The organism is Kitasatospora sp. NPDC092948 (assembly GCF_044754805.1).
GTDB lineage: Bacteria > Actinomycetota > Actinomycetes > Streptomycetales > Streptomycetaceae > Kitasatospora.
Genome location: NZ_JBIVPU010000008.1, coordinates 65,881 through 83,122, shown reverse-complemented (window position 1 = coordinate 83,122; position 17,242 = coordinate 65,881). Strand labels below are relative to the sequence as shown.

The 17,242-nt window shown below is 73.7% G+C and carries 16 protein-coding genes; 7 read left to right on the top strand and 9 right to left on the bottom strand.

Annotation, left to right across the window (positions count from 1 at the left end; genetic code table 11):
- The first annotated feature begins 54 nt into the window (after window positions 1-54).
- Complete coding sequence (locus ACIQF6_RS23305; protein WP_400898354.1) at window positions 55-837, top strand: hypothetical protein; 783 nt, start codon at window positions 55-57, stop codon at window positions 835-837.
- Between the two features lie 68 nt (window positions 838-905).
- Here the strand turns inward: ACIQF6_RS23305 and ACIQF6_RS23300 are convergent, their stop codons facing one another.
- Window positions 906-1,388 (bottom strand): cysteine/serine endopeptidase inhibitor, encoded by a 483-nt coding sequence (locus ACIQF6_RS23300; RefSeq protein WP_400897984.1) that lies wholly within the window; start codon window positions 1,386-1,388, stop codon window positions 906-908.
- Window positions 1,389-1,837: 449 nt separating this feature from the next.
- On the opposite strand from ACIQF6_RS23300, the gene ACIQF6_RS23295 reads away from it, so the two are divergent.
- Both ACIQF6_RS23295 and ACIQF6_RS23290 read left to right on the top strand, forming a co-directional pair.
- Entirely contained in the window at window positions 1,838-2,146 is a 309-nt protein-coding gene (locus tag ACIQF6_RS23295; protein WP_400897982.1) for a hypothetical protein, read from the top strand.
- A 47-nt stretch (window positions 2,147-2,193) separates the two neighbouring features.
- Window positions 2,194-3,783, top strand: a complete 1,590-nt coding sequence (locus ACIQF6_RS23290) for a serine/threonine-protein kinase (RefSeq protein ID WP_400897980.1) — start codon at window positions 2,194-2,196, stop codon at window positions 3,781-3,783.
- Between the two features lie 18 nt (window positions 3,784-3,801).
- Here ACIQF6_RS23290 and ACIQF6_RS23285 read toward each other — a convergent pair whose 3' ends face one another.
- Window positions 3,802-4,137, bottom strand: coding sequence for a hypothetical protein (locus ACIQF6_RS23285; protein ID WP_400897978.1), 336 nt, complete (start codon window positions 4,135-4,137; stop codon window positions 3,802-3,804).
- 63 nt (window positions 4,138-4,200) lie between these two features.
- The gene (locus tag ACIQF6_RS23280) at window positions 4,201-5,451 is read right to left on the bottom strand and encodes a benzoate/H(+) symporter BenE family transporter (protein ID WP_400897976.1); all 1,251 of its coding nucleotides are present in this window, start codon (window positions 5,449-5,451) and stop codon (window positions 4,201-4,203) included.
- A gap of 157 nt (window positions 5,452-5,608) precedes the next feature.
- On the opposite strand from ACIQF6_RS23280, the gene ACIQF6_RS23275 reads away from it, so the two are divergent.
- Window positions 5,609-6,787: a GDSL-type esterase/lipase family protein gene (locus ACIQF6_RS23275; RefSeq protein ID WP_400897974.1), complete on the top strand. Its 1,179-nt coding sequence runs from the start codon at window positions 5,609-5,611 to the stop codon at window positions 6,785-6,787.
- A 20-nt stretch (window positions 6,788-6,807) separates the two neighbouring features.
- Here the strand turns inward: ACIQF6_RS23275 and ACIQF6_RS23270 are convergent, their stop codons facing one another.
- Both ACIQF6_RS23270 and ACIQF6_RS23265 read right to left on the bottom strand, forming a co-directional pair.
- Window positions 6,808-7,494 (bottom strand): response regulator, encoded by a 687-nt coding sequence (locus ACIQF6_RS23270; RefSeq protein ID WP_400897972.1) that lies wholly within the window; start codon window positions 7,492-7,494, stop codon window positions 6,808-6,810.
- Window positions 7,491-8,678 (bottom strand): sensor histidine kinase, encoded by a 1,188-nt coding sequence (locus ACIQF6_RS23265; RefSeq protein WP_400897970.1) that lies wholly within the window; start codon window positions 8,676-8,678, stop codon window positions 7,491-7,493. Before ACIQF6_RS23265 ends, ACIQF6_RS23270 begins: the two co-directional genes overlap by 4 nt.
- 338 nt (window positions 8,679-9,016) lie before the next feature.
- On the opposite strand from ACIQF6_RS23265, the gene ACIQF6_RS23260 reads away from it, so the two are divergent.
- Together ACIQF6_RS23260 and ACIQF6_RS23255 are read left to right on the top strand one after the other, a co-directional pair.
- A complete protein-coding gene (locus ACIQF6_RS23260) occupies window positions 9,017-11,218 on the top strand; it encodes an MMPL family transporter (RefSeq protein WP_400897968.1) in 2,202 nt (733 codons plus the stop codon).
- A 12-nt stretch (window positions 11,219-11,230) separates the two neighbouring features.
- A complete protein-coding gene (locus ACIQF6_RS23255) occupies window positions 11,231-11,866 on the top strand; it encodes a hypothetical protein (protein ID WP_400897966.1) in 636 nt (211 codons plus the stop codon).
- A gap of 57 nt (window positions 11,867-11,923) precedes the next feature.
- Here ACIQF6_RS23255 and ACIQF6_RS23250 read toward each other — a convergent pair whose 3' ends face one another.
- Window positions 11,924-12,310, bottom strand: coding sequence for a VOC family protein (locus ACIQF6_RS23250; protein WP_400897964.1), 387 nt, complete (start codon window positions 12,308-12,310; stop codon window positions 11,924-11,926).
- A 126-nt stretch (window positions 12,311-12,436) separates the two neighbouring features.
- Here ACIQF6_RS23250 and ACIQF6_RS23245 point away from each other — a divergent pair, with 126 nt between their 5' ends.
- A complete protein-coding gene (locus tag ACIQF6_RS23245; RefSeq protein WP_400897962.1) occupies window positions 12,437-13,489 on the top strand; it encodes an aldo/keto reductase in 1,053 nt (350 codons plus the stop codon).
- Between the two features lie 109 nt (window positions 13,490-13,598).
- Here the strand turns inward: ACIQF6_RS23245 and ACIQF6_RS23240 are convergent, their stop codons facing one another.
- From ACIQF6_RS23240 to ACIQF6_RS23230, 3 genes are all read right to left on the bottom strand, one after another.
- Window positions 13,599-13,970, bottom strand: a complete 372-nt coding sequence (locus ACIQF6_RS23240; protein WP_400897960.1) for a hypothetical protein — start codon at window positions 13,968-13,970, stop codon at window positions 13,599-13,601.
- Entirely contained in the window at window positions 13,967-15,673 is a 1,707-nt protein-coding gene (gene ctaD, locus ACIQF6_RS23235; protein ID WP_400898352.1) for a cytochrome c oxidase subunit I, read from the bottom strand. The genes ACIQF6_RS23240 and ctaD overlap by 4 nt, the downstream gene beginning before the upstream one ends.
- Before the next feature lie 169 nt (window positions 15,674-15,842).
- Window positions 15,843-16,949: a hypothetical protein gene (locus ACIQF6_RS23230; protein WP_400897958.1), complete on the bottom strand. Its 1,107-nt coding sequence runs from the start codon at window positions 16,947-16,949 to the stop codon at window positions 15,843-15,845.
- Window positions 16,950-17,242: the final 293 nt, after the last annotated feature.

Genomic DNA, 17,242 nt, shown 5'->3' with positions numbered 1-17,242 from the left:
CGGCCCGGCCGCGCCACCGAGAGGAGTGCCGCCGCTGTGGGCGCCACGACGACGATGACCGGGACCGGATCGCGGGGCGGGCAGCGCCCCGCGCCGCTGTGGAGCAAGGTGCCGCAGGTGACGGCCGGCTTCTGGGTGGTGAAGGTGCTCACCACCGGCATGGGCGAGACCACCTCCGACTACCTGGCGCGCACCCTCGGGCCGATCCCGGCGGTGGCGGGTGCGACGGTGCTGCTCGCGGCGGCGCTGTTCGCCCAGGCCCGGGCCGGCCGCTACCGGCCCGCCGTGTACTGGGCGGCGGTGGTGATGGTCAGCGTGTTCGGCACGATGGCCGCCGATGTGGCGCACGTGGCGCTGGGCATCCCGTACGCGGTCTCGGCGGGGGCGTTCACGGTGGCGCTGGCGGCGGTGTTCTGGCTGTGGCGCCGCACCGAGGGGACGCTCGCGGTGGAGACGGTGCGCGGCGGGCGCCGGGAGGTCTACTACTGGGCGGCGGTGCTGGCGACGTTCGCGCTGGGCACGGCCGTCGGCGACCTGACGGCGGCCACCCTCGGCTGGGGCTACCTGCCGTCCGGTCTGCTGTTCGCCGCGCTGATCGCCGTCCCGGCGCTCGGCCACCGGCTGCTGCGCCTGCCGCCGGTCCTGGCGTTCTGGTGGGCGTACGTCCTCACCCGGCCGCTCGGCGCGTGCTTCGCCGACTGGGCCGGTGTCAGCAAGGCGCGCGGCGGCCTGGATCTGGGCACCGGCCCGGTGAGTCTGGTGCTGGCCGTGGTGATCGTGGTGGCGGTCCTCGCCCTGGCGGCCGGCGACCGCCGCCGCGCCCGGACCGGCGACTGATCATCGGTCAACTGCCGTTTCCCGGCCGGGTATCCGCATGGTGCGGATGCCCGGCCGGGCCGGTTCCGTCAGCCGGCCGAGCCGCTGACGGGAGCGCCCACGGGGACGGTCTGCCCGCTGAGCGTGGTCTGCACGAACTGCCAGGTGATGCCGTTGATGACGCCCTGGCTGAGCGGCGCCAGCTGGGCGAACGCGGGCTGGCTGAGGTCCAGGTGGGTGGAGGCGCAGGACGGGCACTGGTCCTTGACCGGCAGGGTGAGGGTCTTGCCCTGGTACGTCACCTTCACCGAAATGCCCTTGCAGAGCGGGTCGTTGTTCGGGTTGGCGGTGGTCCACCAGGTGGCGGGGACGGCCACCAGCAGCTGGGTGCCGGCGTTGATCTGGGTGCCGCAGGCGCCGTAGCCGGTGTCGGTGAAGTAGGTGGCCATGCCGCTCATCGGCGTGTTGATCGGTATCGCGGCGCCGGCGGAGCCGGCACCCAGTGCGACCAGGGCGGCCGCGGCCAGCGGGACGCCCGCCAGCATCCTCAGGTTCCTACGGGTGGCACGCATGGTTCCTCCGCATCGCAGGACTCGGCGTGATCGCGGCAAGTCGCCGGGCCCTCGGGGGAGTTCGGCGATCGCCCGGTCACCGGGAGGCACCGAACCTACGGAAGCAGCCGTTCGTGGTCCACATCTTTGACGTGTTGTCATGGACACAAGTCGGTAAACTTTGCCGCCGAACGGCCCGGTCCTGGCCGGACAGACCCGTCGCCCGCGCCGCGGCGTACACCCCCTGCGCACGTGTCCTGATCCCGTCCGTCCCCCCTTCGAATGCGGACAACCGCCCGCCCACCGCCCTTCGCCGCTGCTACAACCAACGGCCGGGCCGGGCACCGGGGAGCACCTGTACGACGTTCTCGGCATCGCCGCAGCTCAGGCCGGGCCGGCATGATTGAACGCCGCCCGACCGGGCATGCGCCGGGTTGAAGGAGTCCGGCGGCGAGAAGGGAGCCGGGGCCATGGACGAGATGGCGCAGCACGGCGCGGGCGGGATGCCCGGGCCGGACCGGGAGGGCGAGGAGCGGCGCGCGGCGGCCCGCACCGAGGAGTACGCGGAGCAGCACGAGGAGTACCGGGCCGAGGGCCGTCCGCCGACCGTTCCGCACGACTGGCCGAGCGGTGAGCCCGCGCCCATTCACACGGTGCGCAGCGTGCCCCGCGAGGCCCACCGCCTGGAGGGCCGTCCGCCGACCGTGACGCACGACTGGCCGGCCGAGGAGGAGGCTCCCGCCCACCGGCGCCACCTCCTCCACCGGCACCGGAAGTAGCAGGTCCGGTGCGGGGGCTGTCCGCGCCTGCCCCTACGATGACCGCCATGATGACAGGAGGCGCGGGCGCCCAACTCGTCGATGGGCGTTTCGAGTTGCTGGGGCGGCTCGGTGGCGGCGGGATGGGGCTGGTGTGGCGGGCCCGGGACACCGTGCTGGAGCGCGAGGTCGCGCTGAAGGAGGTCCGGCCGCCGGATCCGGCGATGCTCGCCGCCGACCCGGCCGCGGCGTTCGAGCTGCGTGAACGGGTGCTGCGCGAGGCCCGGGCGCTGGCCAGGCTCCAGCATCCGCACGTGGTGACCATCCATCACATCGTGGACACGCCGGAACTCCCGCACCCCTGGCTGGTGATGGAGCTGGTCGCCGGCGGCTCGTTGCAGGACCGGCTGGCCCGCGGCGCGCTCTCCCCGCAGGAGGCGGCCCGGATCGGCCGCGGCGTGCTCTCCGCCCTGCGGGCCGCACACGCCGCGGGCATCCAGCACCGGGACGTCAAGCCCGGCAACATCCTGCTGCGCGCCGACGGCACCCCGGTGCTCACCGATTTCGGCATCGCCGCGCTCAGCGAGTCCACCGCTCTGACGGCGACCGGCGCACTGATCGGCTCGCCCGAGTTCATCGCCCCCGAGCGGATCCGCGGCCGCGAGGGCGACCCGGCCTCCGACCTGTGGTCGCTCGGCATGACGCTGTACGTCGCCGTCGAGGGCCACCATCCGCTGCGCCGCGCCACCAGCATCGCCACCCTGGCGGCCGTCCTGGACGAACCGCTCCCGCCGCCGCTGCGGTCCGGCCCGCTCGGCGCCACCCTCACCGCGCTGCTGGCCCGCGACCCGGCCGACCGCCCCGGCCCCGACCGGCTCGACCGCCTGTTCGCCGCCGCCGAGCAGGGCGTCGACGGCACCCTCGGCGGCGGCGCGTTCGCCCCGACCCGGCAGGACCTCCCCGCCGGCTGGTCGCCCACCGAACTGAACGCCCCCACCCGGGAGTTGACGGTCCGCCGCGGCCGGGTGCCGCTGCTCGCCGCAGCGGTGGCGGGCGTCGCGGTGCTCGGCCTGCTCGGCTGGTCCCTCAACGGCGCGCTGCGCCCCGCCGACCGCCAACCCGCCGCCGGGCCCGCCCCGCAGACCGTCCCCACCTCGGGAGGCCCCACCGCGCAGCCCGTCCCCACCTCGGGAGGCACCGTCCCGAAGGCGGTCACCGCCGATCTGTTCACCCCGGACGGCGCGCAGGGCGTGGTCGCGGCGATCGGTGCGGCCACCGACAACGCGGCCGTCACCCAGCTGGTGATCCGCCCGGAGTTCGCCACGGCCAAGGTGGTCACCAAGGACAACCCCCGGCACTACGACAGCCTCACCGTTCGCGACGGCAAGGTCACCCGGACGACCGGCGGCACCCTCGGCACCGCCGAGAAGCCCGTGGACCTGTCCCGGATCGACTGGAGCCTGCTCCCGTCCGGCCTCGCCAGGGCCCGGACCGAACTGGCCGTCGCCGCACCCACGGCCCGCTACCTGATCGTCGACTACGGCTGGTTCGCCGACGAGATCACCCTGCGCTACTACCTGTCGGACGACCACGGTGGCGGCGGCTACCTCACCACCGGCGCGACGGGCAAGGTCCTCAAGGTCGCCAAGTCCGACTGACACCGCCGCCCTTCGCGGTCAGTCCCCGATGAACACCAGGTAGCTGCCCGGCGTCGTCGCACACGCTTCGAGCATCGCGGCGAGGTCGAGCAGCGCCGCCCTCTCGGGCCCGGTGGGGCAGCGCTCGATCAGCGCCACGATCTGCCGGCCGGCCAGCTCGGCCTCCTGCTCGTTGATCGCGGTGTCCCGGTACGGGTCGACCCGCCCGAGCACACCGGAGTGGTGCAGGTCGAGGCCGCTCAGCGCCGACGCCAGCCCTTCGCCGTGCTTGTACGACGCCCGCAGCGGGGTGTCCGGGGCGCCCTTCTTCCTCCGTCCGGGCCGCTCCGCGTGCAGTTCCAGCTCGATTCCCATGGCCCCTCCCGGGCTTTCGGCCCCGGTCCGGGGACCGCTGTCGACGACGGCCGTGCCATTCGATCACGCTCCGTCCGTGCGGTGCGGGCCGGGGCCCGTCGACGTCCGGCGCGCGGTGAGGACCGCGTGGGTGGCGAGGCCGAACAGCAGGCCCCAGAAGGCGGAGCCGATGCCGAACAGCGTGGTGCCGGAGGCCGTGGCGAGCAGGGTCACCACGGCGGCGTCGCGGCCGGCCGCGTCGGCGAGGGCGGCGGCCAGGCTGTTCTGGAGCGAGGCGAGCAGGGCGACGCCGGCGATCACGGCGATCAACTCCTTGGGGAGGCCGGTGAAGAGGCCGACCAGGACGCCGCTGAAGCTGCCGACGAGGACGTACAGCGCGCCGGAGGACATCCCGGCGATGTAGCGGCGGCGCGGGTCGGGGTGGGCCTCCGGGCCGGAGCAGATCGCGGCGGTGATGGCGGCCAGGTTGACGCCGGGCGAGCCGAACGGGGCGAGCAGGACGGAGGCCCCGCCGGTGGCGCCGATCAGCAGGCGGTCGTCGGGGCGGTAGCCGAAGGCCCGCATCACGCCGAGCCCGGGGGCGTTCTGCGAGGCGAGGGCGACGATGGTCAGCGGCAGCGCCAGGCCGATCAGGGCGGCCCAGGAGAACGCGGGGGCGGTGAACACCGGCACGGTCGGGCCGCCGCTGCCGGGGTGCAGCCGCAGCCCGACGGTCGCGGCGGCCAGCACCGCGCCCGCGACCAGGGCGATCACCACGGCGTAGCGCGGCGCGAGGCGCTTGGCGAGCAGGAAGGCGGCGAAGCTGCCGACGACCAGGACGGGCGCGCCGTGCACCGCGCCGAAGATGCCGGCGCCGAAGGAGAACAGGATGCCGGCCAGCATGGCGTGGACGATGCCGTCGGGGACGGCGGCGATCAGCCGGCCGAACCAGCCGGTGATGCCGAAGAGGGTGACGGCGACGGCGCTGACCAGGTACGCGCCGACGGCCTCCCGGTACGGGTAGTGGCCGAGGCTGGTGACCAGCAGCGCCGCGCCGGGCGTGGACCAGGCGGTGACCACGGGGGTGCGGGTCCACCAGCTCAGCGCGAAGCCGGTGACGCCGCTGCCGATCGCCACCGCCCAGATCCAGGACGCGGTGTGCGCGCCGTCCAGCCGCCCGGCGGCGGCCGCCGCGAGCACCACCACCAGCGGCCCGGAGAACGACACCGCGACGCACACCAGCCCGGCCAGCAGTGCGGGCCCGGACACGTCCCGCCGCAGCCTCCGGCCCTGATCCCCCGGAGCAGCCGGTCGGACCGTCAGATCGTCTGTCATTCGGGCAGTATCCCGGGGCCCCGCAGCCGGGGTGCCGCCGGGTCGGACACACCCCGTCCCCGCCCACCGCCGCAGACGGATATCCGATAGCTCACCGCCACTTGCCTAACCCATTTAGGAAGATGCATGATGCACGTAGGGAAATGAGGGAGACGTCATGGCATCGAGCACCGCACCGGACTGGATCACCACCCCCGTCACCGCACAGCTGCTGCGCGGCCACCTCGATGTGGAGGTGACGGCGCACGGCCTGCTGCCGCACCGCCTGCCGGCGCAGGCCCGGCGGCAGCTGCCGGACCGGCAGCTCGCCGTCGCCGAGGCGCAGCCGTCCGGGGTGCGGGTGGCGTTCCGGACGGCGGCCACCCGGATCGAGTTGGAGGCGCTGCCGACCCGGCGGGCCTACCGGGGGTTCCCGGCGCCGGCCGACGGCGTGTACGACCTGCTGGTCGACGGGCGGCTGACGGCGCAGGCGACGGTGGCGGGCGGGAACCTGCGCACGGTGACGGACCTGGTGACGCAGGCGGCCGAGCTGACCGAGGGGCCGCCCGGCACCGCCCGGTTCGAGGGGCTGCCGGGGCGGGCCAAGGACGTGGAGATCTGGCTGCCGCACACCGAGGTCACCGAGCTGGTCGCGCTGCGCACCGACGCCCCGGTCGAGCCGCTGCCGGAGCGCGGGCGCCGGGTCTGGCTGCACCACGGCAGTTCGATCAGCCACGGCTCCAACGCGGCCCACCCGACCGGGACGTGGCCGGCCGTCGCGGCGGCGCGCGGCGGCGTGGAGCTGGTCAATCTGGGTTTCGGCGGCGGCGCGCTGCTCGACCCGTTCACGGCCCGGACGATCCGCGACGCCCGGGCGGACCTGATCAGCGTGAAGATCGGCATCAATCTGGTGAACAGCGACGCGATGCGGCTGCGCGCGTTCGGCCCGGCGGTGCACGGCTTCCTGGACACCGTGCGCGAGGGGCATCCGCACACCCCGCTGCTGGTGGTCTCGCCCGTGCTGTGCCCGCTGCACGAGGACACCCCGGGCCCGCTGATGCCGGACTTCTCCGGCGGGTCGCTGCGGTTCCGCGCCACCGGCGACCCGGCCGAGTGCGCGGCCGGCCGGCTGACGCTCACCGTGATCCGGGACGAGCTGGCCCGGATCGTCGGCCTGCGGGCGATGGCCGATCCGTACCTGCACTACCTGGACGGCCGCGAGCTGTACGGCGAACGCGAGTACGCCGAGCTCCCGCTGCCGGACGGGCTCCACCCGGACGCGGCCGCCCACCGCCGGATCGGCGAGCACTTCGCCCGCCTCGCCTTCGGACCCCGCGCCCCGTTCGACCGGGCCTGATCAGGGCCGATCGGGCCTGATCAGGGCCGGCTGGGCGTGATCAGGCCGGATTCGTACGCGGCGATGACGGCCTGCGCGCGGTCGCGGACGTCGAGTTTGGCGAACAGGCCGGTGATGTGGTTCTTCACGGTGGACGGGCTGATCTCCATGGCGTCGGCGATCGCGGTGTTGTCGAGGCCGGTCGCCATCAGCCGCCAGACCTCGCGTTCGCGCGGGGTGAGGTCGGCCGCGGCAGGGACGGCGACCGCGGCCGCCGGGGCGGGCTGCGGGGCCCGGACGTGGGTGGCGATCAGGCGGGTGAGCAGGCGGGGCGCGACCACGGCGTCGCCGGCGTGCACGGTGCGGATGGCGGCGGCGAGGTCCTCCGGGGAGACGTCCTTGGGCAGGAATCCGTGGGCGCCGGCCCGCAGCGCGGCGACCACGTACTCGTCCAGGTCGAAGGTGGAGAGCGCGAGCACCCGGCAGTCGGGGAGGGTGCGGGCGAGCTGTTCGGTGGCGGCGACGCCGTCCAGGACGGGCATCCGCAGGTCCATCACGACCACGTCGGGGCGCAGCCGGTGGGCGAGGTCGACGGCCTGTTCGCCGTTCTCGGCCTCGCCGACCACCTCGAAGGACGGGTTGGGGGCGAGGATCAGCGTCAGTCCGCGGCGGACCAGGGGCTGGTCGTCGGCGACCAGGACGCGGATCGCGGGGGCGGCGGCGTTCATGCGGGCACCTCTCCGTGCTGGAGCTCGGCCTCGGCCGTCTCGTCTGCGGTCAGGGGAAGTTCGGCGAGTACGGCGAAGCCGCCGTCGGGGTGCGGGCCACAGGTCAGGACGCCGCCGTGCAGGGCGACGCGTTCGCGCATGCCGATCAGGCCGTGGCCGCCACTCTCCCCCGCGCCGCCCGCGCCCGCGCCGCCGGTGCCGTCGTCGCGGACCGCGACCACGACGGCGTCCTGACGGTACGTCAGGCGGACGGTCGCGCGGGCCGCGGGGCCGGCGTACTTGCGGGCGTTGGTGAGGGCTTCCTGGACGAGCCGGAAGACGGTCAGGCCGAGGGTGGGCGGCAGCGGGCGCGGGGCGCCGTGGACGGTCAGTTCGGTGGGCAGGCCGGCCCGGCGGGAGTCGTCGACCAGTCGGCCGAGGTCGTCGGCGCCGGGCTGCGGGGACGGCGGGGCGGCGTCGGGTTCGTCGCCGGCCCGCAGCACGTCCAGCAGTTGGCGCATCTCGCGCAGTGCGAGCCGGCCGGAGGATTCCAGCGTGATCAGGGCGTCCCGGACCACCTCGGGGTCGGCGAGGTTGGCGCGGGCGCCGCCGGCCATCAGCTGCATGGTGGTGATGTGGTGGGCCACGATGTCGTGCAACTCCCGGGCGATGCGCCGGCGTTCCTCGGCGACCGCGCGGTCGGCGAGCAGTCGGCGGTTGGCGGCGACCTCGCGCTGCCAGCGGGAGACCGCCAGGCCCGCGCCCGCGACCAGCAGGGAGGAGGCCGGTGCGGCGACCACCGCGTCCCAGCCGGGCATCCGGAAGTGGCTCTGGGTCAGCACCGTCACCACCGAGGTGACGGCCATCGTCGCGACGGTCACCCGGATCGGGCAGACCCGGGCGAGGCTGAACAGCGCCACCGTCAGCACCGCGCCGAAGTGGATCGCGACCGGCTCGGTCAGGTTGGTGCCCACCTGGAGCACCAGGACGGCGGCGAACATCGGCAGCGGGTGGGTGCGCCGGAACAGCAGCGGCAGCCCGGAGAACAGGGCGAGCAGGAAGCCGAGCACGCTGGTGCCGCCTTCGACGACCGCCGTGAACAGCAGGTGGCCGACCAGGTCCAGCAGGCCGGCGCCGACGGCCACCAGGGCGTCGTTCCGGCTCCACGGCAGGCCGTCGAACCCGCGCCGCTCGTCCCGGCTCATGTCGTGTCTCCCCGGCGTCCGCGCATGTCCCGTCTCCCCGTTGCCCGGTCGGCCCCGGGTCGCTGATCAGCAGTGATGCGGCCATTCTCGCACCGCGCCCGGGGGCCGGACGTGGTCCCCGGGGGCTGTCGGCACTGGGAGCAGGGTCCCGGGTCCGGGCGGGCGGCGGGAGCGGGGACCCCGGCGCGGATCGTCCGCTGCCCCGACGCCCCGGCCCGGTTCCGTCTGATGAGCTGTGGGCAGGTCGGGAAATCCCGGCATCAGGCCGGGAAGTCCCGGCATCCACACCGACGTTCACGTCCACCGGCGACGTGCGCGTCCATCAGCCGGAGGGTTTCGTGATCCGCGCACTGACCGGATTCGCTGCCAGGAACGCCTGGAAGGTGATCGCCCTGTGGGCGGTCGTGGGGATCGGGCTGACCATGCTCGGTCCGCTGCTGTTCTCCCGGGTCACCCAGTCGCAGTCCGGGGACTTCCTGCCCCGCAGCTACGACTCGGCGGCCGCCCTGCGGATCGCCGAGGACCACTTCGGGCTGGACCCGGACGCCACCGTCATCACGGTGCTGGTCGCCCGCACCGACGGCAAGACGCTGACCGACGGCGACCAGCAGCGGATCGAGGCCGGGGCGGCCCGGCTCGGCGAGCGGCGCGTCGAACAGCCGCGGATGAAGGACGAGCCGGCCTTCCTGCTGCCCGACTTCTCGCAGACCCCGAAGGTCGCCCCGGCGATGCTCGCCCCCGACCGCAGCTTCGAACTGCTCGCCGTCTCCATGACCGGCGACCCGGGCGACCAGAGCGCGCAGAAGGTCTACAAGGCCTTCCGGGACTCCGCCCGCGCCGAGTTCGCCGGGGCCGGCCTGCGCACCGGGTTCACCGGCGGCCTGGCCGACGCCGCCGACAGCACGGACGCGAACCAGACCGCCGCGACGGTCGGCGGTGCGCTGCTGATGGGCCTGATCGTGCTGCTCAACGTGCTGGTGTTCCGCAGTGTGCTGGCGGCGGTGCTGCCGCTGCTCGCCGTCTCGATCGTCAGCGGCGCGGCCGGCGGCGCGGTGGCCGGGGTGGCGGCGCTCACCGGGCTGAAGCTGGCCCCGTCCACGCAGAGCCTGATCGCGGTGGTGCTGCTCGGCATCGGCATCGACTACCTGCTGTTCCTGCTGTTCCGGTTCCGCGAGCAGCTGCGGGCCCGGCCCGAGCAGCCCGCCCGGGAGGCGGCCGCCGAGGTCGCGGGCCGGGTCGGCACCGCGATCACCTCCGCCGCGCTGACCATCGTCGCGGCGTTCGCCACCCTGGGCGTGGCCACCTTCGGCGAGTTCCGCTCGCTCGGCCCGGCCGTCGCGGTCGCCGTCCTGGTCATGCTGCTGGCCAGCCTCACCCTGATGCCGGCGCTGCTCGCGGCCTGCGGCCGGGGGATGTTCTGGCCGTCCCGGTCGCTGCACCGCCGGCCGCGGGAGGGTTTCGCTGGCCGGTACGGCGAGTTCGTCGCCCGGCGGCCGATGGTCCTGCTGGTCTCGGCCGTGGTGCTGCTCGGCGTGCTGACGGCCGGCGTCGCGGGCATCCGGATGGACTACGGCCAGAGCGGGTCCTCCTCCCGCACCCCCGCCGCCGCCACCGCCGCGGAGATCTCCCGGGCGCTGCCGGCGGGCGTCTCCGACCCGACCACGGTGTTCCTCACCGCGAACGACGGCGGGCCGGTGAAGGCCGATCAGTTCGACGCTCTCGCCCGGGAGTTGTCCCGGGTCGACGGCATCGGCCAGGTCGGCCGGACGGCGCTCAGCCCGGACGGCCGGGCCGCCCGGATCGACCTCTACCCGACCGCCGACCCGCAGAGCCAGCAGGCCCGCGACCTGGTCTCCGGCCCGGTCCGCGCCACCGTCGCCGCGCACACGCCCGCCGGGACGAGCGCCCACGTCGGCGGCACCGCGGCGATCTTCGCGGACGTCGCGACCGCCGTGGACCACGACCTGACGGTGGTCTTCCCGGTCGCGGCGGCGCTCATCGCGCTGATCCTGCTGCTGCTCCTGCGCAGCCTGCTGGCGCCGCTGGTGCTGATGCTCGCCGTCGGCGCGGGCTTCGCGGCCACCCTGGGCGCGTCGACGCTGGTCTTCCAGCACCTGCGCTCCGGCCCGGGCGTCAACTTCACCCTGCCGCTGGTGCTGTTCCTGTTCGTGGTCGCGCTCGGCACCGACTACAACATCCTGATCACCGACCGGATCCGCGAGGAGATGCGCCGCCCCGGCCCGGCCCGCGCCGCCGTGGCCCGCGCCCTGCGCCACACCACGCCCACCATCGCCACCGCGGGCCTGGTGCTGGCCGGATCCTTCGCCACCCTGGCCGCGACGCCGGGCAGCGAGCAGGTGGCCTTCGCCCTCACGCTCGGCATCCTGCTCTCCGCCACCGTCCTGTCGCTGGCCCTGGTCCCGGCGGTCGCCGTTCTCCTCGGCCGCGCCCTGTGGTGGCCGCTGCGCACCACGGACGCTCCGCGGGGGAACCGGCCGGACGCGACCCACGTCCCATCGCCGGTCCATCAACACCTCTGAGGGGAACACCAGTTGAACCGCCGTACCGCCGCTGCCGCGCTGCCGCTCGCCCTGGGCGCGTTCGCCCTGCTCACCGCCTGCGGCTCCACCGCCTCGACCGGCGGCACGCCGACGCTCGCAGCGGCGGTCCCGGCCACCGCGTCCCCGTCCGGGCCGGCGCCCGGCAGCACCCCGGCCGTCCCCGGCCCGGTGGAGGACGCCGCACAGGCCCTCGGCGAGCAGGGACGCGGCGAGTTCGGCGACGTCTACGGCAGCCTGTACGTCCACCACGACCACGTGACGCTGTACGCCACCGACCCGGCGCGCGCCCGGGGCCTGGTCGAGGCGGCGCACCGGGCCCACCCGGACACCGTCGGGGTGAACGTCGAGATCGTCGCCTGCCGGTACACCGCGAAGGCCGAGGCCCGGGCCTCCGAGCAGATCTTCGCGGCCCAGCGGCAGCAGCCCTTCTCCTACCCGGTCTACTCCTCCGGGTCGTCCTCGGACGGCACCGGCGTCCTCGTCACCACCTCCGAGGAGGGCGCGGCGTCGCAGGCCTTCGCGCAGGAGGTCCAGCGGGCGGCCGGTTCCGTGCCCGTCCGGATGGGCGTCGGCAGCCCGATCTCCGACGCCGCCCCGTTGGTGGCCGCCGCCGGAACGTCCGGCTGACCGGACGGGAGCCCCGCAAGGCGGTCCGCCTTGCGGGGCTTTCGGCGTCCGCGCGGCTCAGGAGCCGGTGACGGCCCGTTCGGCGGTGCTGCGCAGCACACAGAATTCGTTTCCCTCGGGGTCGGCGAGGACCGCCCACCCGGTGCCGTCGGGGTTGCGCCGGTCGGCGACGAGGGCGGCGCCGAGCGCCAGCAGGCGTTCGACCTCCCCGTCCCGCGGAGCGCCGTCGGGCCGCAGGCACAGGTGGACGCGGTTCTTGACCGTCTTCGGCTCCGGGACCTGGTTGAAGTACAGCACCAGCCCGCCGTCCAGCTCCACCTGCGTCTCGCCGTCCCCCGGCTTCGCGCCGGGGTCGACCGGACGCCCGGTCACCTCGCCCCAGAACCGGGCCAGTTCGTACGCGTCGGCGCAGTCGATCGCCACATTCTGCACTACCGAGACCATGCGGGCGAGTCTCCCACGGACGGCGCGGTCCCGACCCGGGGGGGGACTTGCTCTGGAGCCCACTCCAACTCCTACAGTGACCGGCGGCGCGTCGCGCAACGAACAGCGGAGCAAAGGGGATTGACCATGCGTTACCGGATTCTGGGCGGTACCGGCATCGAGGTGAGCGCGCACTGCCTCGGCACCATGATGCTGGGGAAGGTCGGCAACCCGGACCACCAGGAGGGCATCCGGCTGGTGCACGCGGCGCTGGACCACGGGATCAACTTCGTCGACACGGCGGACATGTACTCGGCGGGCGAGTCGGAGGAGATCGTCGGCAAGGCCCTGGAGGGGCGGCGCGAGGACGTGGTGCTGGCCACCAAGGTGCACTTCCCGATGGGGCCGGGGCCGAACCGGGGCGGGAACTCGCGGCGGTGGATCGTGCAGGCCGTGGAGAACAGTCTGCGCCGGCTGCGCACCGACTGGATCGACCTGTACCAGGTGCACCGGCCGGACAGCCGGACGGACGTCGAGGAGACGCTGTCGGCGCTGGGCGACCTGGTCCGGCAGGGCAAGATCCGGGCGTTCGGGTGCTCGACGTTCCCCGCGGAGGAGATCGTCGAGTCGCACTGGGTGGCGGAGCGCCGGGCACTGCCGCGCTTTCGCACCGAGCAGCCGCCGTACTCGATCCTGGCGCGCGGCATCGAGTCGTCGGTGCTGCCGGTGGCGCAGCGCTTCGGCATGGGGGTGCTGACCTGGAGTCCGCTGGCGTCCGGGTTCCTGACGGGCCGGCACCGCAAGGGCGGCACGATCGACCTGTCGGCGGGGCGGGCGGCGCTGCACCCGCACCGGTTCGACCCGGCCCTTCCGGTGAACGCCCGCAAGCTCGACGCGGTGGAGCAGCTCGTCGCGCTGGCCGACGAGGTGGGCTGCACGCTGCCGGAGCTGGCGGTGGCGTTCCCGCTGGCGCACCCGGCGGTCACCTCGGTGATCATCGGCCCGCGCACCGTGGAGCAGCTGACCGGCCTGCTGAAGGGCGCCTCGCTGGTGCTGGACGACGCGGCGCTGGACCGGATCGACGAGATCGTCCCGCCCGGCACGAACGTGTACCAGCCGGACGGCGTCTGGACCTCCCCCGCGCTCGCCCCGTCCGCACGGCGCCGCCCGTCCGCCGAGCGCGCGGCGTCCGACGACTGAGGAGCCGCCCGACCGTCCGACGGGGCGTCAGCGGGGCCCCGCCGTCCGGTCGGACGTCGGGGCCCCGCGGCGGCGGTCGCCGGCCGATCGCGACGGTCGGTGGCGGTGGTCAGTGGCGGGCGACCGCCAGGAGCACCGTCACGCAGACCGCGGTGGACAGCAGCGCGGTCAGCACGCAGCGGACCCGCAGCCGGTGGTAGCGGGCCCCGTACTGCTCGCGGAGTCGCTCGCGGTGCTCGCGGAACTGTTCGAGCCCGCGGCGGGTGGCCTGGAGCTGGGTGTGGGCGAGGTGGTTCTCCAGGTCCAGTCGCTGAGCGGCGGTCAGCCAGGGCAGCAGGTCGGCGAATTCCTGGGCGGCCCGCCGGGCCTGCCGGTTCTGGTCCTGCCAGTACAGGTAGCCCTCCAGCTGCCGCAGGCCCGCGTCGGCCTCGCCCGCGGCGCCGACGGAGGGGGCCCGGCCGGTGGGCGGCCGCTCGCTCATCGCCGCTCGTCGTCCGTGATCGCCCGGTTCGCCTGGTGTCCGACGTCCTGGAGGTCGTCGGGGACCTCGGGGTGGTGCAGGTTGAACGCCGGGGACTCGGAGCGGATCCGCGGCAGGGTGACGAAGTTGTGCCGCGGCGGCGGGCAGGACGTCACCCACTCCAGCGAACGGCCCCAGCCCCACGGGTCGTCCTCGTTCACCTTGGGCGCGTACTTGGCGGTCTTCCAGACGTTGTAGAGGAACGGCAGCATCGACAGGCCCAGCAGGAACGAGCCGATGGTGGAGATCATGTTGAGCGTGGTGAAGCCGTCCGAGGCCAGGTAGTCGGCGTACCGGCGCGGCATGCCTTCGGCGCCGAGCCAGTGCTGCACCAGGAAGGTGGTGTGGAAGCCGACGAACAGCGTCCAGAAGCAGATCTTGCCGAGCCGTTCGTCCAGCATCCGGCCGGTCATCTTGGGCCACCAGAAGTGGAAGCCGGCGAACATCGCGAAGACGACGGTGCCGAAGACCACGTAGTGGAAGTGGGCGACGACGAAGTACGAGTCGGAGACGTGGAAGTCGATCGGCGGGGAGGCGAGCAGCACGCCCGTCAGGCCGCCGAACAGGAAGGTGACCAGGAAGCCGACGGCCCACAGCATCGGTGTCTCGAAGCTCAGTGAGCCCTTCCACATGGTGCCGATCCAGTTGAAGAACTTCACACCCGTCGGGATGGCGATCAGGAAGGTCATGAACGAGAAGAACGGCAGCAGCACTTGGCCGGTGACGAACATGTGGTGCGCCCACACCGTCACCGAGAGGCCGGCGATGGCGATGGTGGCGGCGATCAGGCCGGAGTAGCCGAACATCGGCTTGCGGGCGAAGACCGGGATGATCTCGGAGATGATGCCGAAGAACGGCAGCGCGATGATGTAGACCTCGGGGTGGCCGAAGAACCAGAACAGGTGCTGCCAGAGGATCGGTCCGCCGTTGGCCGGGTCGAAGACGTGGGCGCCGAACTTGCGGTCGGCCTCCAGCGCGAGCAGGGCGGCGGCCAGCAGCGGGAAGACCATGATGACCAGCACGGCGGTCAGCAGGGTGTTCCAGACGAAGATCGACATCCGGAACATGGTCATGCCGGGCGCGCGCATGCAGATGATCGTGGTGATGAAGTTGACCGAGCCGAGGATCGTGCCGAAGCCGGAGAACACCAGGCCCATGATCCACAGGTCGCCGCCGATGTTCGGCGAGTGCACCGCGTCCGTCAGCGGCGAGTAGGCGAACCAGCCGAAGTCCGCCGCGCCGTTGGGCGTGAGGAAGCCCGCCACGGCGATCAGCGAGCCGAACAGGTAGAGCCAGTAGGCGAACATGTTCAGCCGTGGGAACGCGACGTCCGGCGCGCCGATCTGGAGCGGCATGATCCAGTTCGCGAAGCCCGAGAACAGCGGGGTGGCGAACACCAGCAGCATGACCGTGCCGTGCATGGTGAACAGTTGGTTGAACTGCTCGTTGGAGACGAACTGCGTGCCCGGCCGGGCCAGCTCGGCGCGCATGATCAGCGCCATCACTCCGCCGATCAGGAAGAACGCGAACGACGTGCCCAGGTACAGGGTGCCGATCGTCTTGTGGTCGGTGGTGGTGATCCAGCGGACGAGGACATTCCCGGGCCGGCGCGCGGCGCCGCGCGGGTCCGGCTCCGCCGCGGGCGGCGGGTTGCGGTCGGTCATCACGGTCATGGTGGCTCCCTTGCAAAAGCTGACCCGCCATCTCTATCAGTAATCACCCGATTCCGTACGGTTACGAAACGGCCCCGGGCACACCGAACCCCGCCCCCGAGGACCGGGGGCGGGGCGCGGACGGCGACCGGCCGTCACCTGCGCGGCCGGTGACGGGCGGTCAGAACGCCGAGGTGTAGGCCGTGAAGAACGGTGCGGCGACGGGCGCCCCACCGGGGTTGAAGCAGATCGGGTACAGCTGGACGGTGCCTGAGCTGCGGGCCCACGGCACGGCCAGCTGGCACCAGCCGGGGCCGCCGCCGAACGCGGTGACCTGGGCGTGGTCGGAGGGCACAGCGATACCCGGGAGAGTGACGGTGGACGGGACGCCGACGGCCAGGCCGTTGCTGCCGGCCACCGAGTTGAAGTTGGTGCCGGCCGGCACCGAACCGTTGTACCAGAGGTAGCCGAACGACTTCGGCGGGATCGCCGGGCCGTGCACGGCGCGCTTGACGGAGTAGCTGAGCGTCCATTCGGTGTCGTACGGCAGGTTCGACGCGTCGAAGCAGGCGACCACGAAGGTCTGGCCGCTGCCGGACGGCCCCCACTCGACGACCTTGCAGCGGGCGCCCTGCGCCGGGTCGACGGCGGTGACCTCGACGTTGCCGAGGTTGCCGGAGGAGCCGACGCCGGGCAGCCAGGCCTTCCAGACGCCGGTGGAGCTGTGGCCGACGACGTTGCTGCCGCCGGCGGAGTTGTACTGGCTGATCAGCGCGCCGCCCGGCGTGGAGTCCAGGTACGCGTAGTCGCCGCCGGGCGGGACGGGAACGCCGCTGCTGCTGCTGTACAGCACGGTGAACGGCGAGTTGTCGGGCGTGCCGGTGGGCCGGTAGCAGGCCACGTTCACGTCGATGCCGCTGCCGACGGAGCCCCAGCCGGCGAGCTGGCACCAGGTGCCGCTGCGGTTGACCGCGGTGACATGGGCGACGCCGCCGGGGCCGGCGATCAACGGGAAGTGCACCGCATAGCTGCCGAGGCCGGTCTGGTCGACGGTGACGGGATTGCTCGCCGGAGCGGGCCAACTGCCCCACTGCCGCGACGGGTCCGGAACATATCCGGTCGGCGGCGTCGGGTTGTCGAGGAACGCGAAGCCCCAACGGTCGGGAACGGCGGCGTGCGCGGGGCCCGCGGCCGGCACGGCGGCGGCGAGCAGCGCGGCCAGCAGGGCCAGCACCAGCAGCGCGGCCCGCACGGGCCGGGCGGACGGTACGTCGGATCCGATGTGCATGGGCGGTCAACCCCCAGGGTGGTGAGGACGGGTACGGCGGCCGGTGCGCACGCACCCCGCCCCGGACACCGGGGACGGGGCGGGCAGGTGCCGGCGCAACGGCCGGTGCGCGACGACCGACTGCGCGGCGAACTCCCTTACGGTGAAAGGGAGTTCGATGGCCCCACATGCTAGGCGGGCCACCCGCCGGCAACCCAGCACCTTGACATGAACCCGTACCTCCGGCTACCCCTCGCAGCCGTTCGCACGGCGGCCGGTCCCGCCGCCCGACGGAGCGCCGGCTACCGGTTGTG

Bases quoted from the DNA above. Each gene is read 5' to 3' on its own strand.
- ACIQF6_RS23305 (WP_400898354.1), top strand. From the start codon at position 55: ATGACCGGGACCGGATCGCGGGGCGGGCAGCGCCCCGCGCCGCTGTGG.
- ACIQF6_RS23300 (WP_400897984.1), bottom strand. From the start codon at position 1,388: ATGCGTGCCACCCGTAGGAACCTGAGGATGCTGGCGGGCGTCCCGCTG.
- ACIQF6_RS23295 (WP_400897982.1), top strand. From the start codon at position 1,838: ATGGACGAGATGGCGCAGCACGGCGCGGGCGGGATGCCCGGGCCGGAC.
- ACIQF6_RS23290 (WP_400897980.1), top strand. From the start codon at position 2,194: ATGATGACAGGAGGCGCGGGCGCCCAACTCGTCGATGGGCGTTTCGAG.
- ACIQF6_RS23285 (WP_400897978.1), bottom strand. From the start codon at position 4,137: ATGGGAATCGAGCTGGAACTGCACGCGGAGCGGCCCGGACGGAGGAAG.
- ACIQF6_RS23280 (WP_400897976.1), bottom strand. From the start codon at position 5,451: ATGACAGACGATCTGACGGTCCGACCGGCTGCTCCGGGGGATCAGGGC.
- ACIQF6_RS23275 (WP_400897974.1), top strand. From the start codon at position 5,609: ATGGCATCGAGCACCGCACCGGACTGGATCACCACCCCCGTCACCGCA.
- ACIQF6_RS23270 (WP_400897972.1), bottom strand. From the start codon at position 7,494: ATGAACGCCGCCGCCCCCGCGATCCGCGTCCTGGTCGCCGACGACCAG.
- ACIQF6_RS23265 (WP_400897970.1), bottom strand. From the start codon at position 8,678: ATGAGCCGGGACGAGCGGCGCGGGTTCGACGGCCTGCCGTGGAGCCGG.
- ACIQF6_RS23250 (WP_400897964.1), bottom strand. From the start codon at position 12,310: ATGGTCTCGGTAGTGCAGAATGTGGCGATCGACTGCGCCGACGCGTAC.
- ACIQF6_RS23245 (WP_400897962.1), top strand. From the start codon at position 12,437: ATGCGTTACCGGATTCTGGGCGGTACCGGCATCGAGGTGAGCGCGCAC.
- ACIQF6_RS23240 (WP_400897960.1), bottom strand. From the start codon at position 13,970: ATGAGCGAGCGGCCGCCCACCGGCCGGGCCCCCTCCGTCGGCGCCGCG.
- ctaD (WP_400898352.1), bottom strand. From the start codon at position 15,673: ATGACCGACCGCAACCCGCCGCCCGCGGCGGAGCCGGACCCGCGCGGC.
- ACIQF6_RS23230 (WP_400897958.1), bottom strand. From the start codon at position 16,949: ATGCACATCGGATCCGACGTACCGTCCGCCCGGCCCGTGCGGGCCGCG.